Source organism: Nonomuraea indica, from assembly GCF_002850745.1.
GTDB lineage: Bacteria > Actinomycetota > Actinomycetes > Streptosporangiales > Streptosporangiaceae > Nonomuraea > Nonomuraea indica.
Map to the genome: position 1 here is coordinate 26,966 of NZ_PJOK01000087.1, position 15,510 is coordinate 42,475.

Sequence of the window (15,510 nt, forward strand, 5' to 3'; positions counted from 1 at the left end):
GAGACCAGGGTGAGAAAGACCCCGCACGCCCACACCGCGGACTGGTACCGCATCACCAACCGGGCCGACGGCGCCACCGAAGTCGCCATCTACGACGAGATCGGATGGTTCGGCGTCGGCGCCTCAGAGTTCATCAACGAGGTGCGGAACATCTCCGCCTCTGAGATCACGGTCCGGCTCAGTTCGCCCGGCGGCGACGTGTTCGACGGGATCGCCATCCACAACGCGCTGCGCGCCCACCCGGCCAAGGTCACCGTCCACGTGGACGGCCTTGCCGCGTCGATCGCGTCCGTCATCGCGCTGGCTGGCGACAGGGTCGTGATGCAACCGCACTCCCAGATGATGATTCACGACGCGTCGAGCATGTGCTACGGCCAGGCCGCCGACATGCGGGAACTCGCCGACAGGCTCGACCGGCAGTCCGACAACATCGCCGGCGTCTACGCCGAACGCGCCGGCGGCACCGTCGCCGAGTGGCGCGACCGGATGCGCGGCGAAACATGGTTCACCGCCGACGAGGCAGTCGCCGCCGGCCTGGCCGACGAGGTCGCGCCGCGCCGCAACGAAGAGGACAGCCCGCCGCAGGTGGCGAACGCGTGGGACCTGTCCAGGTTCCGCTACGCCGGACGCTCCGCCGCCCCGGCACCGGTCGTAGCCATGGCCGCGACCGCCCAAACTCCCCCGGCCGAGCCGGCCGCGGGGCCCACAGAAACCCAGGAGGAGGACAGCATGTCCACTCTGAGCGAGGGCCTGCGTGAGCGGCTCGGCATCGGCGCCGACGCTGAGCTCGACGACGACGCCCTGCTCGACGCGCTCGACCAGGCTCTGACCGAGCGCGCCGACCCGCCCGCCCCCGAGCCCGTCGAGACGCCGGAGCCTGTCGCCGCACGCCTGCCCGAGGGCACCGTGCTGGTCGACGCCGAGCGGCTCGCCCAGCTCGAAGCGCAGGCCGCCGAAGGCGTCGCAGCGAGGGCGCAGCAGCGCGCTGAGGCTCGCGACCGCGCCCTCGACAACGCCATCGCCAAGGGCAAGTTCCCGCCGTCGCGGAAGGCCCACTACGCCGCGGCGTGGGACGCCGACCCTGAGGGCACCCAGCAGCTTCTCGCCAGCCTCGCCGAGGGCATCGTGCCGCTCGCCGATGTTGGCCAGCCCGGCGGCGAGCCCACCGACAACGGCTTCGACGCCGAGGTCGACCGACTCTTCTCCACCCCCGGACGGAGCTAACTCGTGAGCGACTACCTGCCGATTTTCACTCCGGCCGAGACCGCCACCTTCACCACCAGCGCCGCCGTCACCGGCGGTCAGCTTCTGGCCGTCTCCGGCAACGGCACGGTCGCCCCTGCGGCGGCCGGCAGCGCCTCCTGGATCGGCGTCGCCTCCGGGGACGCCACCTCCGGCGCGCGCGTCACGGTGTTCTGCCGCGGCACCGTCCACGAGTCAACGGCGTCCGGCGCGATCACCGCTGGCGCGCAGCTCGCCACCGGCGCCGCCGGCACCGTCGCCTCCCTCGCCGCGGCGGCCGGCGCCACCGCCGGCGACATCAACAGCGCGCGTGGCGTCATCGGCGTCGCGCTCACCACAGCAGCCGACGCGGCCAAGGTCCGCTGGATGGCCTGGTAAGGAGCCTCTCGATGCCTGTTAACCCGTACGCTCCGCCGAGCCTGTCCGGTGACCTGCTCACCATCCACCGGCTGCTCGCGTCGCCGACGCAGATTCAGCGTCGGCTGCAGACCATCACCGACATGCGGTTCATCTCCGACCAGATTCTCACCCAGCGCTTCCGGTCGTCCGGCGGCGCGGTGCTGTACGAGGTCAGTGAGCCGATCTTCACCGATCGGACGCCCGAGGCTGTCGGCCCCGGCTCTGAGTACCCGAAGGCCGTCACCCCGATCGGTGCTGCGGCGCTGGCGTCGGTCCTGAAGTGGGGCCAGGCCACCCGCATCACCGACGAGGCGATCAAGCGCAGCGTTCCCGCCGGCGCGCCGGTCGACCGGGCACTGCGCAAGGTCATCAACACCGTAATCCGGCACATCGACGGCATCACCATGTCGGCTGTCGCGTCCGCGGTCACGCAGACGCAGCTCGCCGGTGACGACTGGGTCGCCTCGACCGCGACGATCCTGCGGGACATCGAGCTGGCGACGGCCAAGATCGAGGACCTGCAGATGGGGTACCGGCCGGACACGATCGTCATGTCCAGCACGAAGTACGCCTACATGGCGTCCGACGAGCGCATCTCGAACCTGCGGCGCCGAGAGGCGACCGACAACCCCGTCTACGGCGGCGAGATCGAGCGGATCGGCGGGTTGGCCATCATCAAGGCGCCGCTGTCGTCGCTGCCGTCGGATGACGTGTGGATCCTCGACAGCCAGCAGCTCGGCGGTATGGCCGACGAGACGAATGCCGACCCCGGCTACACCGTGTCTGAGATGGCGGTGCAGATCCAGACGGAGCGGCTTGCGTCGAAGGACTCCTGGGAGATGTGGGGCCGTCGTATCACGGTGCCGGTCGTGCAGGAGCCGGGCGCCGCCATCAAGATCACCGGCACGAACCCGTAAGGAGACTGGCCGTGGCCAAGCAGTACAAGGTGACCGCGCCGTGCGTGGTCAACGTCCCGGTCAGCTCCGCGGACGGCGCCCAGCTCAACACCTTCTACCGGGACGCCGTCCTGCCCGAGGGTGTGCCCGCTGACCGAATCAAGCACCTGCTCGACTCCAACCTGATCGCGCCGGTCGATGGCCGGGTCGAGGCGGAGTCCGTCGATCAGGAGCAGCTGTCTGTCAACTCCCGGTCCTCGAAGGCCGAGCTGGTGGAGTACGGCGTTGCTCAGGGCGGCAACCGCGCCGAGCTGGAGGCGGCCACCCGCGACGAGCTGCTCGACCGGTACGTCCGGTCGTAGCTGAGAACGTGGCCCGGCCAGCGCAATCCCCGTAGATGCTGGCCGGGCCGCCACAACCGAACAGCGAGGAGGGGCCGTGGCGGAGTCGTGGCAGCCAACGTTGGAGCAGGTAGCCGACCACATCCCCACCCGCACCAGAGACGCGGCTAACCCCGGCAGTGACACGCTGCTGGGGACGTTCAATGCCTCGACCACGCCGACCGCCGAGCAGGCGACACGGCAGATCGTCGCCGCGGTCGCAGAGGTGCTCGCCGCGGTGGGCGGCACGGTCCCCGCAACGCCCGCGCACCTGGAGACGCTCGCCTCCGAGGCGGCAGCGCTGAGGGCCGCCGCCGACATCGAACTCGCCTACCCGGACCGCAACGCCGACGTCAACGTTTTCCAGCAGCTCGACCAGCGCGCCAAGGACGCCCTGCAACGCCTGATCGACGCCGTCAACGACGCCGACGCCGGCCCGGAAGGCAGCCTGCTGCCGGTCTACAGCTTCTCCGATCCCGTCTGGTACGGCGACTACCCCCTGTAGGAGGCGACCGTGCCCGACGTTCTGTGGGTGTGGAACGAACCCCAGGTCTACTGGCTACTCAAGAGCTACGAGGGGCCCGTGGGGCGACACATGGGCGTGCTCGGCGAAAAGGTCAAAATCGGGGCGCAGCGCCGCGCCCCCGTGTCTCCGGCCGGCTCCGACGGAAGACCGCGCGGCTATCTCCGGTCGAAGATTCGATGGGATCGTGGACGCGACGTGATTGGCCAGTACGTTGATATCTCCAGCCCCGCCCGAACCGTTCACGGTGAGCCCGTCGGCCTATTCATGGAAGTTGGGACACGGGCTCACGTGATCCGCCCGCGCAATCCGAACGGATGGCTGCGTTGGGTCGGCTCCGACGGCAAGGTGCACTTCGCCAAAAAGGTCAACCACCCAGGCACCCGGCCCTACCCGCACCTGCGGCCAGCCTTGGAAGACCTGCGTGGCGCCTAACTCCGGCGGGCGCGTTCGCGCTTACACGCCCTGCACTGCCGCCGCAGCTTGCCGTTGCCAGACTGATGTGCCCAGTACGTGTTCTCTTCCGTCCAGGGGTGGCCGTTCTTACAGGTCGCCCGCTCGGAGCGAAGCGGAGCGTCGAGCGGGACACCGTTGGCGGCCCGCCACTTTTCGCGGTCGCAGGCTCGGCACTCGCGCCCCTTGCCTACTGCGGTCGTCGTCCATCGCGTGTTCGCTTCGTCGTAGGCGTGCCCGCGCGGGCAGTGCGTCTTGCCGCCGTTGTTGAGGTGCACATCACCTCGGGCGGCGTTCTCGGCGGCGGTCACGACTTCTAGGTGTGGCGCGGCGGCGCAGCGCCGTACCCGACAGAGGTGGTCAAGGTCTCCCGCTGGCGGCTCGCCGTTGGCTAGTTCGTAGGCGACGCGGTGCACCTTGCGGTTGTTCCCGTGCTGGCTGTCCCAGATGACGCCGTAGCCCTGCTTGTCGAGGGCGCCGGTCCACAGCATGCAGGGACCGATGAGCGGTCTGCCGAGGCGGTCTGCAGTGGTGGGCGGGTCTGCCGGAATGAGTCTGGCGAGGAGTCGCGCTGCGACTGTTTTTCCTAACACCTTATTAATATATCGGGAGTTGGGAACCAAATGCCTGGATATGTGGCTGCTGTCGGCATCGTTCGCAATTGGCTGAATGACATCGACACCCTTACCGGGCCCGGCAACCCGATCGCGCTCGGCGCCCACCGCAGACACCCCCGATCGCCCGGCCACGGCGCATACGTACTGCTGTCCCGTATCGGCAGAGCCGGAGACCTCGTCGCCGAAGACCTCATCGACAGCCCACGTATCAGCGCCAGCATCTACGCCGGCACCGACGAAGCCGCCGAACTGGCCGCTGTCGCCTACGCGAACGCAGTCATCGCGCTGTCAGGAAGCCCGTCAGTGATCGGCGACTCACGCTGCCTCATCGCCGACGAGGTGGTCGGGCCACTGCTGGTCGACAACCACGACTCCGAGCGCGAGCAGTGGCAGTACCTGGTCGACGCGAGCTTCTACATCTACTGACCCCGCCCTGACCTGGAGGTTTTCAATGGCGGCTCTCACCCTGCAGGTCATAGGACCTGAATTGATTGAATCGGAGCTCGTCGCGGCATCGGTCGGCGGTGACACATGCCCTGCTGGCGACGGTATCTACCTGGAGGTAGACAACGCGGGCGGCAGTCCCATCACCGTCACACTCGCCACGCCGGGCACCGTGGACGGGCTCGCGATCGCTGACCGTGAGGAGTCGGTCCCTGCCGGGGCGCGGGGAAAGGTCCTGGTCAGCAGGACGTACGCGAAAGCGGATGGCCAGTGCGACATCACCTACTCCGGCGTCACCTCCGTGACCGTCGGCGTGTTCAAGGTGGCCTGATGGCAACGCGACGCGACAGCAAGCCCGCTACGCAGGACCAGACGCCGCCCCCGTACTACATCGCCGTTGAGCCGCTGTACATCGACGACCAGTTCAGCCGCGCCCACAACCCCGGCGACCGAGTCCCTGCTGACCATGTCGACCGGTTCGGCTGGCGCGACAAGGTGCGCCGCCCCGACCAGCCCGCCAGCGACGACCACAACGAGCCTGAGACCACCCACAGCGGCCAGGCGACCTCTGAAGGGACGGATGCCTGATGGCTCGTGGAAACCCGGGAGCGCTCGCGCTCGGCCCCGGCAGCCTGTACATCGCTGTGCTCGGCACGCCGGAGCCGACCGACCTCACCACGCCGTGGGAGACCGTGTCGGCGAGCTGGATCCCGCTCGGCTACACCGACGAGGGCTCCACGTTCAACTACTCGGTGGACTCCGAGAACGTCGAGGTAGCGGAGGAGCTCGACCCGGTCGCGGTTGCCCTCACCTCGCGTGAGCTCAGCCTGGCGTTCGCCCTGGCCGAGATCACCGCCGCCAACCTGAAGCGGGCCCTCAACGGCGGCACCATCACCGCCGGCACCGGCATCGTGACGTTCGAGCCGCCGGACCTGGGCGAGGAGGTGCGGACGATGCTTGGCTGGGAGTCGGAGGACCACACCGAGCGCTGGGTGTACCGCAAGTGCCTGCAGGTCGGCAACATGGAGATGTCCCGCGCGAAGGGCGCCGCGAAGGCCACGATCAGCTGCGAGTTCAAGCTGGAGCGGCCTTCTGGCGCTAAGAGCTTCAAGGCCATCATGGCGATGGCGAGGGCGTAACCCATGGCCCGGCGCTCCTACACCTCTCGCCGCGACCAGGCGCCCGCAACGGCACCGCTCGACTTCGACCTGGACGGCGTCACCTTCGTCGCGCAGGGCTCCATCTCCATGATGGACATCTCCGAGTTCGCGCGACTGGCCAGCCAGGGACTCGACTCCAAGAGCCCCCAGGCGGTCGCGTTCCTGGCCGACGTCTACCTGTCGCTCCTCGGCCCCGAGCAGTACCGCCTCTTCCGAGAGCACACCCGCACGCATCACACAAAACCCTCCGTCCTGCTGGAAATCCTCGGCGACCTGGTGTCAGGAGCGGTCGAGGAGGAGGCGGGCCGCCCTACCGGCAGGTCCTCGGACTCCTCCGATGGGCCGCCGACCGCCCCGGATTCTGTGACGGTCGTTTCCTTCAAGCGGGGCACCGTCGAGCAGGAGAAGCCGCAGGAGCCGGTGGCGGAGACGCCGCCGGTGCTGTCCTACGGCTGAGTGACCTGCCGCTCCGCGACTGGTGCGACTTCGTGCACAGCTTGTGGATCGAGTGGCGGCACACCCTGATTCAGACGCAGGCGCTGCTCGCCCTCGCCGGTGCACCCAAGGACTTCGAAGCAGACCCGCACGCCGACTTCGACGACCTGTATGGGCCGCCCCGCCCAGCACCAAAGCAAGACCCTGAAGAGCGCAGACGCATCATTGCCGCGCTCGCCGCCGGATAGCCCAGCACAGGAAACCGGTCGGGGGGTGTCGTGGCTGCCACCCCCCTTGCCGAGGCGTTCGTCCGCGTCCGCGCCCTGACCGACAAGTTCAAGGACGACGTCGAGCGCGGCTTCCAAGGGCTAGGCGACGACTTCGGTAAGCAGTTCGCCCGCGAAGGCTCCGCCCGGCTGCGTGACGAGCGAGGCCTGTTCGCTGCTGCTGGGCAGGACATCGGCGACGCCGCCGGCGACGCTGCGGGGGAGCGGTTCGGCCGCCGCATGGCCGAAACCGGGCAGATCCGGTTCGGCGACGACGGAGCCCCGTTCGTGTCTGTCGGCCAGCGGATCGGCGGCGACGCGGGGCAGGCGGCGGGCGAGGAGTTCGGTAAGCGGTTCTTCCGCGACGCCAACGGTCGCCTGCGCGACGAGCGCGGCCGGTTCGTGTCCGAAGGGCGCAAGCTCGGCGAGGGGCTCGGAGACGGCTTCAACGACGGGTTCGGCCGGCGGATCCGTGACGTCGGCGACATCGGCCGGCGCGCCCTCGACATGATGCTGCCGTCGCTCGGCAGGTTGACGGGCGGTTTCGGCGACGCTTCACGGGCCGCCGCCGGGCTGCTGGGCAGCGTCGCCAAGTGGACGGCCATCGCGGGCGGTATCGCCACACTGGGCGCCGCGGCGGCGTCTTCGGCCGGGTACGTGGTCGCCTTGTCGGCTGCGCTCGCCCCCGTTGGCGGGCTGCTCGCCGCACTGCCCGGCATCGCCCTCACCGGCGCTGCCGCGTTCAGCGTGTGGAAGCTGGCTACGGGCGGTCTCGGCGAGGCGATGGGCGCCGCCCTGTCGGGTAACGCGGAAGCGCTCGCCGCCGCCATGGCCAAACTGTCCGACGGCGGCAAGGCTTTCGTTGCCGAATTCCAGCAGACCATCCCGATCCTGAAGGAATTCAAGGCTGCCGCACAGGACGCGTTCCTGAGCCAGATCAGCGGCAGGCTGATGGAGTGGGCGCTCGCCGCAAGCGGGCTCAAGCCCGCGATCTCGGACCTGGCCAGAGAGTTCGGCAGCCTCGTCCGTACCACCCTCGACTTCGCGACCGCGCCGCGCAGCCTCGACCAGCTCGGCACCGTCCTGGGAAACACCCGCACCCTCGTCGGTGCCGTCCGCAACGCCCTACAGCCGCTCCTCAAGGGCTTCCTCGACCTGGGCACGGTAGGCAGCACGTGGCTGGCCGGCCTGTCCGGCGGGCTACAGGACTCGCTGACCACGTTCGGCGAATGGATGAGCCGCGTGTCGGAGTCCGGCCAGGCAATGGCATGGATGAACGACGCCCTCGACGTGCTCAAGCAGCTCGGCCGCCTCGTCAAGGACGTGTGGGGCATTTTTACCGGCCTGTTCGACGCCGCGGAGAAGGCCGGCGGGTCGGCTCTCGGTGTGCTCGGCAACTTGGTCGGCGCCATGAACGACTGGGTGAACTCGGCCAAGGGCCAAGAAACCCTGATCACGATCTTTCGGGCGCTGGCTGACATCGGCCGTGCCCTGCTTCCGGTCGTCACCGCCCTGGCCAGCGGCATCGCCACCCTCGCACCCGTCATCGCCGAGATCGCGACGCTGGTCGGACCGATCCTCACGACCGCGATCAACGCGCTGGCCCCGGCCCTAGCCGCGCTGGGGCCCGGCATCATCGCTGTGTTCACCAACCTCGGTGCCGCTGTGACGACGCTCGCCAGCTCGGGCGTGCTCAATCTGGTCGCTGAAGCGCTGTCGGCGATTCTGATCGCGCTCGCGCCGCTGCTGCCCGCCATCGCTGACCTGCTCGTGCCGATCCTTCAGGTTCTGGCCGCGCTGATCACGGGCGTGGTCGCGCCCGCCCTGTCTACGCTGGTCGGCTGGATCACGCAGGCCGTCGACTGGATCAAGACGGGTGGCGGGCTGACCGACGATCATCCGCTCGCCCGGTTCGGGACGCTGCTGCGCGACACGATCATGCCGATCGTTCAGCAGGCGGGCGACCTGATCGGCCGCGTGTTCTCGGACATCGTCGCCTGGGTACAGTCGAACGGCTCCACGTTCGAGGAGTGGGGCGCCCGCATCCAGTCGATCATCGGCCATATCGGGCCGATCGTGTCGGGGCTGTTCGAGTTCATCTCGATCGCGTGGGAGCGGTTCGGCGGGCCGCTGCTCGACCTGGTGTCCGGAGTTTTCTCGGGGATTTTGCAGGTCATCGACGGTGCTTTGCAGGCGATCAAGGGCATCATCAACACCGTCGTCGGCCTGATCACTGGGGATTGGGACCGCGCCTGGAACGGCATCAAGGACATCTTTGGCGGCGTCTGGGAGGCCATCAAGGGCGTTCTCAGCGCCGCCTGGGAAGTGATCAAGTTCCAGATGACGGCGCCCCTATCGGCGCTCGGCCAGTCCTGGGAGTCCTTCTGGAACAGGCTCAAGCAGGTCGTCACGGACGTGTGGAACACCATCACCCGCTGGGTTGAGGACAAGGTCAACGCCGTCCGCAACTACATCAACCGGCTATCGGAGATCCCCGGCCAGGTGTCCGACTGGTTCGGCCGCGCCAAGCAGTCGATCGTCGACCGGTGGAACGAGGCCGTCAGCTTCGTCCAGTCCATCCCCGGCCGGATCACGTCCGCGCTGAGCGGCATGGGCACCCTGCTGCAGGGGGCCGGCCGTGACCTGGTGATCGGCTTCTATAACGGGATCATCGGCATGTGGAACTGGCTGGTGTCCCAGGTGCAGAACCTGTTCGGCGGGCTCGCCGAATGGGCCAAGAGCATCCTCGGCATCGCCTCCCCATCGAAGGTGTTCGCGGCGATCGGGCGTGAGATCCCGGTCGGCCTTATGGTCGGTGTGGACGCCAAAGCAGGGCTAGCTACGGACGCGGTCGCCCGGCTCGGTCAGGCCGCTTCGGACGCGTTCGCCGCTTCAGTGAACCTCCCCGAGCTGGCCGCGGAGACGTCGGTGCCGGCGTTCACGGGGACGTTCGCCTCCTCGGCCCGAGAAGGCGCCGCGGTGGCCACTCCGGCCGGTGGGATCACGATCGAGAACATCACCGTCCAAGGCGTGCTCGACCCCTCCAACCCGGTGAGCTACCGGCGGATGGTCGAGCAGCTCCGCGAGGCGATCCGCCAGCTTGAACGGGAGGTGTACGCGGATGCCTAGCAGCCTCCAGCTCGGCCGGCTCACGCTCAGGGAGACGTGGGGCTTTACGGAGTCGGCGTATCAGGGCTGGTCGATGCACATCTCGGGTATCGAGGTGCGTCCCATGATCGGGCTCGATGAGCTGTGGGACCGCTTCGACGGTGCGCTCGGCGTGCAGGGGGCGCTCATCCCGGCCATCTGGGAGGAGAAGACGCAGCGCAACGGCTACTACACCGTGAGCTCAGCGTCAGGGGCGGTGCTGGACCGGCGGCCGATCGGCATCGCCACCGTCGAGTGGAAGATCAGCCTGCAACGGCACGGCCCCGACACGGACGTAGACCTGGAGAGCCGGCTCAGCGGCGCCGTACGCAAGAACGACTTCAGCCTGACGGGCGAACGGTGGAGCGCGCCACCGATCGGGCACTACGGCTACTACACCGGCCCGACCCTGCCCAGCCTGATGACGCGCGCCTCAACGGACGGGCTGATCACCGTGTACCGTGGGCTGCCAGCTGGGGTTTCGCCGCGGTGGGGTTGCGCGGTGGGCGACTACATGCGCGGCCGGGTGCGGGTCCTCACCGTGGGGACGGAGCGGGTGGGGACGGCTCACCCGCTGGCGGCGGACGGCTGGGAGCTGTCGAATGGGCTTGTCCGGGTGCGTCCGGTGTCGTCCGGCGGCAGCTTGGAGGTGGCTGCGTTCACCGGCGGGGCCTGGCGGCCGAAGAAGTGGTGGATCGACGTCGGCGGCACGCAGGTCACCGCGTGGGACTCGGCCAGCGTGCTGCGTAACGATGTTGAGCAGTGCATCATCCGCCTGACGGTGGCGCGGTCTCCGGTCGGTCGCGCCTACCTCGACCTCACGCTGCGACGCGGATCTCGCATCGTCGAGGGGTATCTGCAGCGGGGCGACTCGGGCACGCTCAGCGTCTATCTGGCGAGTGCGGAGACGATGACGGACGCCACGTCGTACGTGGTGAAGACGACCGACGACGCCGACGGCAACCGGGCTATCGCAGGGTCGGCCCGCAACTTCGACCCGCACGCCTCCGGCGGCCTCAGCAAGACCTCGACGGCGGCGCTTGACTTCTACCTCGGCGTTGTCGCCGGCGGCGGTAGCGCCGTGTCTGGAGATGCGGCGACGGACCTGCGTAACCAGTACATCGGCGCGCTTGCGGAGACCACAGCAGCGGTGAGGAGGTGACGGGTGCCGGTCAACGAGAAACTCATGGAGCTCGGCTCGTGGTCGCTGACGCTGGTGGAGGAGACGCCCCGCGAGGTCCTCGACCGGCTGCAGTACTTCGGTCACGTCGCCATCGTGCCCGGCCGTGTCAACCCGGCCGAGTACGGCGACAACCTCCTCGGCATGGCCCGCTACGTCGGCGTTCTCACCGGCAAGGACGTCGACCACATCCGCAAGGTGATCGACGGTCAGGGCATGGCCGTGTGGCTGGGCGACGCCGACGGCAAGGGCGACGTGTTGGAGACCGCCGTCGTCATCAACAACACCTTCCCGAACGCGATCCGGCAGATCCTCGGCGCGGGTACGTCCGTCGTCGAAGGGACACTCCACTCGGTGCCCGGCACCTATAAGGGCCGCCACCAGTGGCAGTCCAAGCGCAAGGCCATCGACTACATCTGCACCACGATGGGCGCGGAGTGGCGCGTCAACGGCGACGGAACGCTCGACGCCGGCCTCGCCACGGACTTGTACAACGGCACCCCGGACACGGTTATCGTGCGGCGCCGGCCGAACCGGCACACCGACGGCGACGACCTCACCTTGCATGGTCTGCGCGGCGACATGGGTCTCGCGCAGGACGTGGATGACTGGTCGTCCCGGGTGGTGCTGCTGGGGGAGGGGCAAGGCAGCGCGGTCGTCACGGGCGCGGCCAACGCCGCAGTGAATCCCTACCTTGACCTGCGTGGCCAGCCGGTCAAACGCGTGCGGGTGATCAGCGAGTCGACGACGACGCCGACGAACGCGCAAGGCCGGGCGGAATACCAGCTCAGCCGCTTCATCACCCCCCGTGCGGCGATGCGGCTGACGACGGACGACTACGACGTCGAGGGCGCTTTCGCGGTCGGCGACTGGGCGTGGGTGTACGCGCCCGATGAGGGCTTGGTGGATCCGGGCGTGGAGATCACGTTCCGGGGCGAGCGGATCAACCCGATCAAGCTACGCATGGTGGGCGCGTCGTGGCCGGTGCGTAGCGGGTCGACGGTGGCGTACCGGCACCAGGACGGCACCTGGTACGACCTGACGCCGTTCGTGGACTGGGAGGGCGGGGAGACGACGGTCATCGTCGGCGACCTGCTCCGGTCGCTGTCCCAGGCTGGCACGGAGCCGGTAGGGCCTCGTCCGATCCCGGACTCGACGATCCCCGGTGTCGTGAGCTGGGATCTACCGTTCGAGTCGGGTGTGTATCTGGCATCCGACGGGACGACCCGCGCAAAGATGCTGGTCAAGTGGGATCTGCCGCTCAACGTGGACGGCTCCACGATCTTGGATGGCGACCACTACGAGATCGCATACGGGGTGTCTCCAGTCGCCGACGAGTGGCAGACGGCTTTTGCGCCGTGGGGCGATCTGCAGGCGATGATCTGGGATCTCAGCCCTGGGATCGACTACGACGTCCGGATCCGCGCGGTCGACTCCTCCAACAATCAGGGCGCCTGGTCGGTGACGCAGACGGAGCAGGCGAACGCGGACACGATCCCGCCGAGCACGCCAGCGCCGCCGACGGTGGCCGGGAGCCGGTTGGCGATCCAGATCGTGCACACGCTGGGGAAGGCCAGCGGTGGCACGTACAACCTGGAGTTGGATCTCGACCATCTGGAAGTGCACGTTGGGGCTTCGTCGAGCTACACCCCAGACGACACGACGCTGAAGGGCAAGGTGTCCGCCCACGCAGGGATGATCAAAGCCGGGATTCCGGCGATCGGCAGCGTTGAGGTCGAGGAGACGACCACTCGGTATGTCAAGGTCATCGCCGTTGACCAGGCCGGGAACCGGTCAGACCCGTCCACGGCGGCCACAGCAACTGCGCTGCTCATCGACGACGCGCACATCAGCAACCTGACAGTCTCCAAGCTGCTGACCGGGACGCTTAACGCCGACATCGCGCTCGCGGCACGCATCAAAACCGCCGACACAGGCGCCCGTGTCGAAATGAACGCAGGTGGCCTGCAGATGTACGACGGTGCAGGAACATCGCTCGTCCAACTGCAAACCAACGGGCAGTTTTTCCTGCGAAGCGGTACGACAGGAGCGCGCCTGGATCTATCGACCGTGACTGGACTGCAGATCTACAACGCGTCCGGTATCCGCACGGCTCAGCTGGACGTAGATGGCAGCTTCGAGCTCCGCAGTGCCGCCTCTGGGGCGCGTATCCAGCTCGACGGGACAGGCTTCAAGGCGTACAACAGCAGCAGCCAGGCCACTGTGGACATCTCCGCTGCGACTGGCGCGGCGACGTTCGTAGGTCAAGTCAGTACCGCTTTTTCCGGCAAGCGGATCATCTTCAACCCGACCGGCACCACTCTGCCCGAGGTCAGGTTCACGGCCACGTCAGGGTCCGAGGTTGCGAAAATTGTCGCCACTTCTGACACCACGAGCGACTATGTCGGCATTTCAATGGAATCCAGCGTATGGTCCGGGCAGCAGTCGAAGTACAACCTGTGGCCCAATCAGGCCCGGTTCGAGCACTTCAAGAGCGCGGGAGCCTTCGGTACCGGACTGATTGCTCAGTCCGGCGGACTGGTTTTGCAGCACTACAGCGCTTCAGCCCAAGAGCGTTCGATCACCCTCAACGACTCAGGCGTGGCCGTCTTCACTGGCGGCGGCTCATTCACAGTCAACGGCAACCCTAAGACGTTCATCATCGACCACCCGGCTGACCCGGACCGGTATCTGATCCACGCCTGCACCGAGTCGCCCCACAACGGCGTCGAGTACTGGGGAAGCGCGGTCCTCGACGGGTACGGTCACGCCCACGTCGAGCTGCCCGCCTACTTCGAGTCGCTAACCAGCACTGAAGGCCGGGCTGTGCTTGTCGCCGCCCTCGGCGGCCATCCGCTGCCGGTCTCTGCCTCCTACCCGGAAGATGGCCGATTCAAGATCTATGGCATGCCCGGCCAGCGCGTGTCGTGGCTGGTCAAGGCGATCCGGCGGGATGTGCCACCCGTGCTGGTCGAACCTCTCCGCGACGACGTCAACGTGATCGGCTCCGGCGCCTACCGCTCCTACACCCTCAAGGAACCCCGTGGATAACCAAGAGCTCCCTGTACCTCTCGATGCGCTGGTTGTGGTCACTTCCCAGCAACGGAACACCGCCCTCGACCGGGCCGCGCAGTTGGAGGTCCTCGTCCAGCAGCTCATTCGCGAGCGGGACGAACTGGCCGCCGAGGTGGAACGCCTGCGCGGCCGGGACGGCGGCGAGGCCGTCTAGCGGTACCGGTAGGTGGTCTTCGTCTTCTTACGGACCACCATCCGGAACATCCACCAGCACAGCCAGACGACGCCCCATAACCCACACGTGAAGATCGTCAGCATGAGGTGGGTCATGTGGCTCATCCCGGACAGACCGCGCTGCTTCGTCACCGCTGTGACCTTCTTCGGCGGCTTCGGCGGAGGTCCGTAAGGCGGCTGATGCTGGGGCGGGGGGTAACCCATTGCGCGGCTCCAGATGAATCGCTGGGGGAACGTGGTGGGACGCCCCAAGCATCCCCCCGGTTTACCCGACGCGCACGTCCGATCCCGGACACATGATCGTGCCGCCCGTCTGCTGAGGGTGCGGGACGGGCGGCACCCCAACTTTGAACGGAGCGCGCGTGACCGAGGACGCACCATCGCTGGGCGAGGTTATGCGCCGTCTCGGCGACGTGCGAGCCGACATCCGCGAGGACATCGCTGAGCTACGCACCCGGCAGGAGCGCGAGTGGGTATCCGTAAACGCCCGCCTGGAGCAGCTGGTGACCCGCGACCGGTACGAAGCGGAGCGGTCGGCGATGCTGGACCGGATCGCCAAGCTGGAGACGACGGCGGACAAACGCCAGGAGCGCTCAGGCCTGGACTGGCGGCAGTTCGTCTTCTCCGGCCTCATACCGGCCGCCATCTTCGCGGCGGCCACCCTGATCCAGATCCTCAACGCCCGGGGTGGTTCGTGATGCTGGCTGGCGTACGTCGCCTGTGGTGGGTGGCTGTGAGCGTCGTCGCGGTGGCCGGGTTGTTCGTGTGGGTGTCGGTGGAGCTCGGCAAGCTCCGCGAGGATCTCCACTCGGCGCAGGACACCGCGGGTGTGTTGGCGGATCAGGTGCGCGAAATGGGCGGAGTTCCTGAGGTGTCGCCGCCGGTTGGCCCACGCGGTGAGCGGGGCGAGGCTGGCCAGGAAGGTCCTCGCGGCCTGCCGGGCCCGTCTGGCCCTCCTGGCCGGGATGGGAAGGACGGCGCCGCGGGGAAGCCAGGCCGGGACGGCCCTACGGGGCCGCCTGGACCTCCAGGACCGCAGGGCGCCAGGGGTGAGCCGGGAGCGTCCGTCACGGGCCCTCCTGGAGCCAAGGGAGAGCCAGGTAAGGACGGCGCAGACGG

At 68.1% G+C, this 15,510-nt stretch carries 19 protein-coding genes; 17 read left to right on the top strand and 2 right to left on the bottom strand.

Going from position 1 to position 15,510, the window contains the following annotated elements:
- Positions 1–9: 9 nt before the first annotated feature.
- The 6 genes from CXR44_RS38045 to CXR44_RS39195 all read left to right on the top strand — a co-directional run bounded on the left by CXR44_RS38045 (position 10) and on the right by CXR44_RS39195 (position 3,875).
- Positions 10–1,224, top strand: coding sequence for a head maturation protease, ClpP-related (locus CXR44_RS38045; RefSeq protein WP_101791022.1), 1,215 nt, complete (start codon positions 10–12; stop codon positions 1,222–1,224).
- Between the two features lie 3 nt (positions 1,225–1,227).
- A complete protein-coding gene (locus tag CXR44_RS38050) occupies positions 1,228–1,620 on the top strand; it encodes a capsid cement protein (protein WP_101791023.1) in 393 nt (130 codons plus the stop codon).
- Positions 1,621–1,631: 11 nt separating this feature from the next.
- On the top strand, positions 1,632–2,558 hold the full coding sequence (locus CXR44_RS38055) for a phage major capsid protein (RefSeq protein WP_101791024.1): 927 nt from the start codon (positions 1,632–1,634) through the stop codon (positions 2,556–2,558).
- A gap of 11 nt (positions 2,559–2,569) precedes the next feature.
- Complete coding sequence (locus CXR44_RS38060; protein WP_101791025.1) at positions 2,570–2,899, top strand: hypothetical protein; 330 nt, start codon at positions 2,570–2,572, stop codon at positions 2,897–2,899.
- Positions 2,900–2,975: 76 nt separating this feature from the next.
- Positions 2,976–3,422 (top strand): hypothetical protein, encoded by a 447-nt coding sequence (locus CXR44_RS38065; RefSeq protein ID WP_219602260.1) that lies wholly within the window; start codon positions 2,976–2,978, stop codon positions 3,420–3,422.
- Positions 3,423–3,431: 9 nt separating this feature from the next.
- Positions 3,432–3,875, top strand: coding sequence for a hypothetical protein (locus CXR44_RS39195; RefSeq protein ID WP_144070238.1), 444 nt, complete (start codon positions 3,432–3,434; stop codon positions 3,873–3,875).
- Here the strand turns inward: CXR44_RS39195 and CXR44_RS38070 are convergent.
- Complete coding sequence (locus CXR44_RS38070) at positions 3,872–4,384, bottom strand: HNH endonuclease signature motif containing protein (RefSeq protein WP_101791027.1); 513 nt, start codon at positions 4,382–4,384, stop codon at positions 3,872–3,874. The genes CXR44_RS39195 and CXR44_RS38070 overlap by 4 nt on opposite strands.
- Before the next feature lie 144 nt (positions 4,385–4,528).
- Between CXR44_RS38070 and CXR44_RS38075 the strand changes: the two genes are divergently transcribed.
- The 10 genes from CXR44_RS38075 to CXR44_RS39920 are packed head-to-tail and all read left to right on the top strand — an operon-like array spanning position 4,529 to position 14,371.
- The gene (locus CXR44_RS38075; RefSeq protein WP_101791028.1) at positions 4,529–4,936 is read left to right on the top strand and encodes a hypothetical protein; all 408 of its coding nucleotides are present in this window, start codon (positions 4,529–4,531) and stop codon (positions 4,934–4,936) included.
- Positions 4,937–4,961: 25 nt separating this feature from the next.
- Complete coding sequence (locus CXR44_RS38080; protein ID WP_101791029.1) at positions 4,962–5,285, top strand: hypothetical protein; 324 nt, start codon at positions 4,962–4,964, stop codon at positions 5,283–5,285.
- Positions 5,285–5,542, top strand: a complete 258-nt coding sequence (locus tag CXR44_RS38085) for a hypothetical protein (protein ID WP_101791030.1) — start codon at positions 5,285–5,287, stop codon at positions 5,540–5,542. Before CXR44_RS38080 ends, CXR44_RS38085 begins: the two co-directional genes overlap by 1 nt.
- The gene (locus tag CXR44_RS38090; RefSeq protein WP_101791031.1) at positions 5,542–6,093 is read left to right on the top strand and encodes a phage tail tube protein; all 552 of its coding nucleotides are present in this window, start codon (positions 5,542–5,544) and stop codon (positions 6,091–6,093) included. The genes CXR44_RS38085 and CXR44_RS38090 overlap by 1 nt, the downstream gene beginning before the upstream one ends.
- A gap of 3 nt (positions 6,094–6,096) precedes the next feature.
- Positions 6,097–6,570: a hypothetical protein gene (locus tag CXR44_RS38095; protein ID WP_101791032.1), complete on the top strand. Its 474-nt coding sequence runs from the start codon at positions 6,097–6,099 to the stop codon at positions 6,568–6,570.
- Between the two features lie 41 nt (positions 6,571–6,611).
- Entirely contained in the window at positions 6,612–6,797 is a 186-nt protein-coding gene (locus CXR44_RS39200) for a hypothetical protein (RefSeq protein WP_144070239.1), read from the top strand.
- A gap of 30 nt (positions 6,798–6,827) precedes the next feature.
- A complete protein-coding gene (locus CXR44_RS38100) occupies positions 6,828–9,944 on the top strand; it encodes a phage tail protein (RefSeq protein WP_101791033.1) in 3,117 nt (1,038 codons plus the stop codon).
- On the top strand, positions 9,937–11,124 hold the full coding sequence (locus CXR44_RS38105; protein WP_101791034.1) for a hypothetical protein: 1,188 nt from the start codon (positions 9,937–9,939) through the stop codon (positions 11,122–11,124). The genes CXR44_RS38100 and CXR44_RS38105 overlap by 8 nt, the downstream gene beginning before the upstream one ends.
- Before the next feature lie 3 nt (positions 11,125–11,127).
- The gene (locus tag CXR44_RS38110) at positions 11,128–14,193 is read left to right on the top strand and encodes a phage tail protein (protein WP_101791035.1); all 3,066 of its coding nucleotides are present in this window, start codon (positions 11,128–11,130) and stop codon (positions 14,191–14,193) included.
- A gap of 34 nt (positions 14,194–14,227) precedes the next feature.
- Positions 14,228–14,371 (top strand): hypothetical protein, encoded by a 144-nt coding sequence (locus CXR44_RS39920; protein ID WP_180903895.1) that lies wholly within the window; start codon positions 14,228–14,230, stop codon positions 14,369–14,371.
- Here CXR44_RS39920 and CXR44_RS39925 read toward each other — a convergent pair.
- Entirely contained in the window at positions 14,368–14,523 is a 156-nt protein-coding gene (locus CXR44_RS39925) for a hypothetical protein (protein ID WP_180903896.1), read from the bottom strand. The two genes, CXR44_RS39920 and CXR44_RS39925, sit on opposite strands and share 4 nt — an antisense overlap.
- Positions 14,524–14,753: 230 nt before the next feature.
- Between CXR44_RS39925 and CXR44_RS38120 the strand changes: the two genes are divergently transcribed.
- Positions 14,754–15,089 carry a hypothetical protein gene (locus CXR44_RS38120; protein ID WP_144070240.1) on the top strand — a complete coding sequence of 112 codons (336 nt, stop codon included), beginning with the start codon at positions 14,754–14,756 and terminating at the stop codon, positions 15,087–15,089.
- Positions 15,090–15,510 lie beyond the last annotated feature (421 nt).

Excerpts from the sequence above, each read along its gene's own strand:
- CXR44_RS38055 (WP_101791024.1), top strand. The coding sequence starts at position 1,632 with ATGCCTGTTAACCCGTACGCTCCGCCGAGCCTGTCCGGTGACCTGCTC.
- CXR44_RS38070 (WP_101791027.1), bottom strand. The coding sequence starts at position 4,384 with ATGCTGTGGACCGGCGCCCTCGACAAGCAGGGCTACGGCGTCATCTGG.
- CXR44_RS38080 (WP_101791029.1), top strand. The coding sequence starts at position 4,962 with ATGGCGGCTCTCACCCTGCAGGTCATAGGACCTGAATTGATTGAATCG.
- CXR44_RS38085 (WP_101791030.1), top strand. The coding sequence starts at position 5,285 with ATGGCAACGCGACGCGACAGCAAGCCCGCTACGCAGGACCAGACGCCG.
- CXR44_RS38090 (WP_101791031.1), top strand. The coding sequence starts at position 5,542 with ATGGCTCGTGGAAACCCGGGAGCGCTCGCGCTCGGCCCCGGCAGCCTG.
- CXR44_RS38095 (WP_101791032.1), top strand. The coding sequence starts at position 6,097 with ATGGCCCGGCGCTCCTACACCTCTCGCCGCGACCAGGCGCCCGCAACG.
- CXR44_RS38105 (WP_101791034.1), top strand. The coding sequence starts at position 9,937 with ATGCCTAGCAGCCTCCAGCTCGGCCGGCTCACGCTCAGGGAGACGTGG.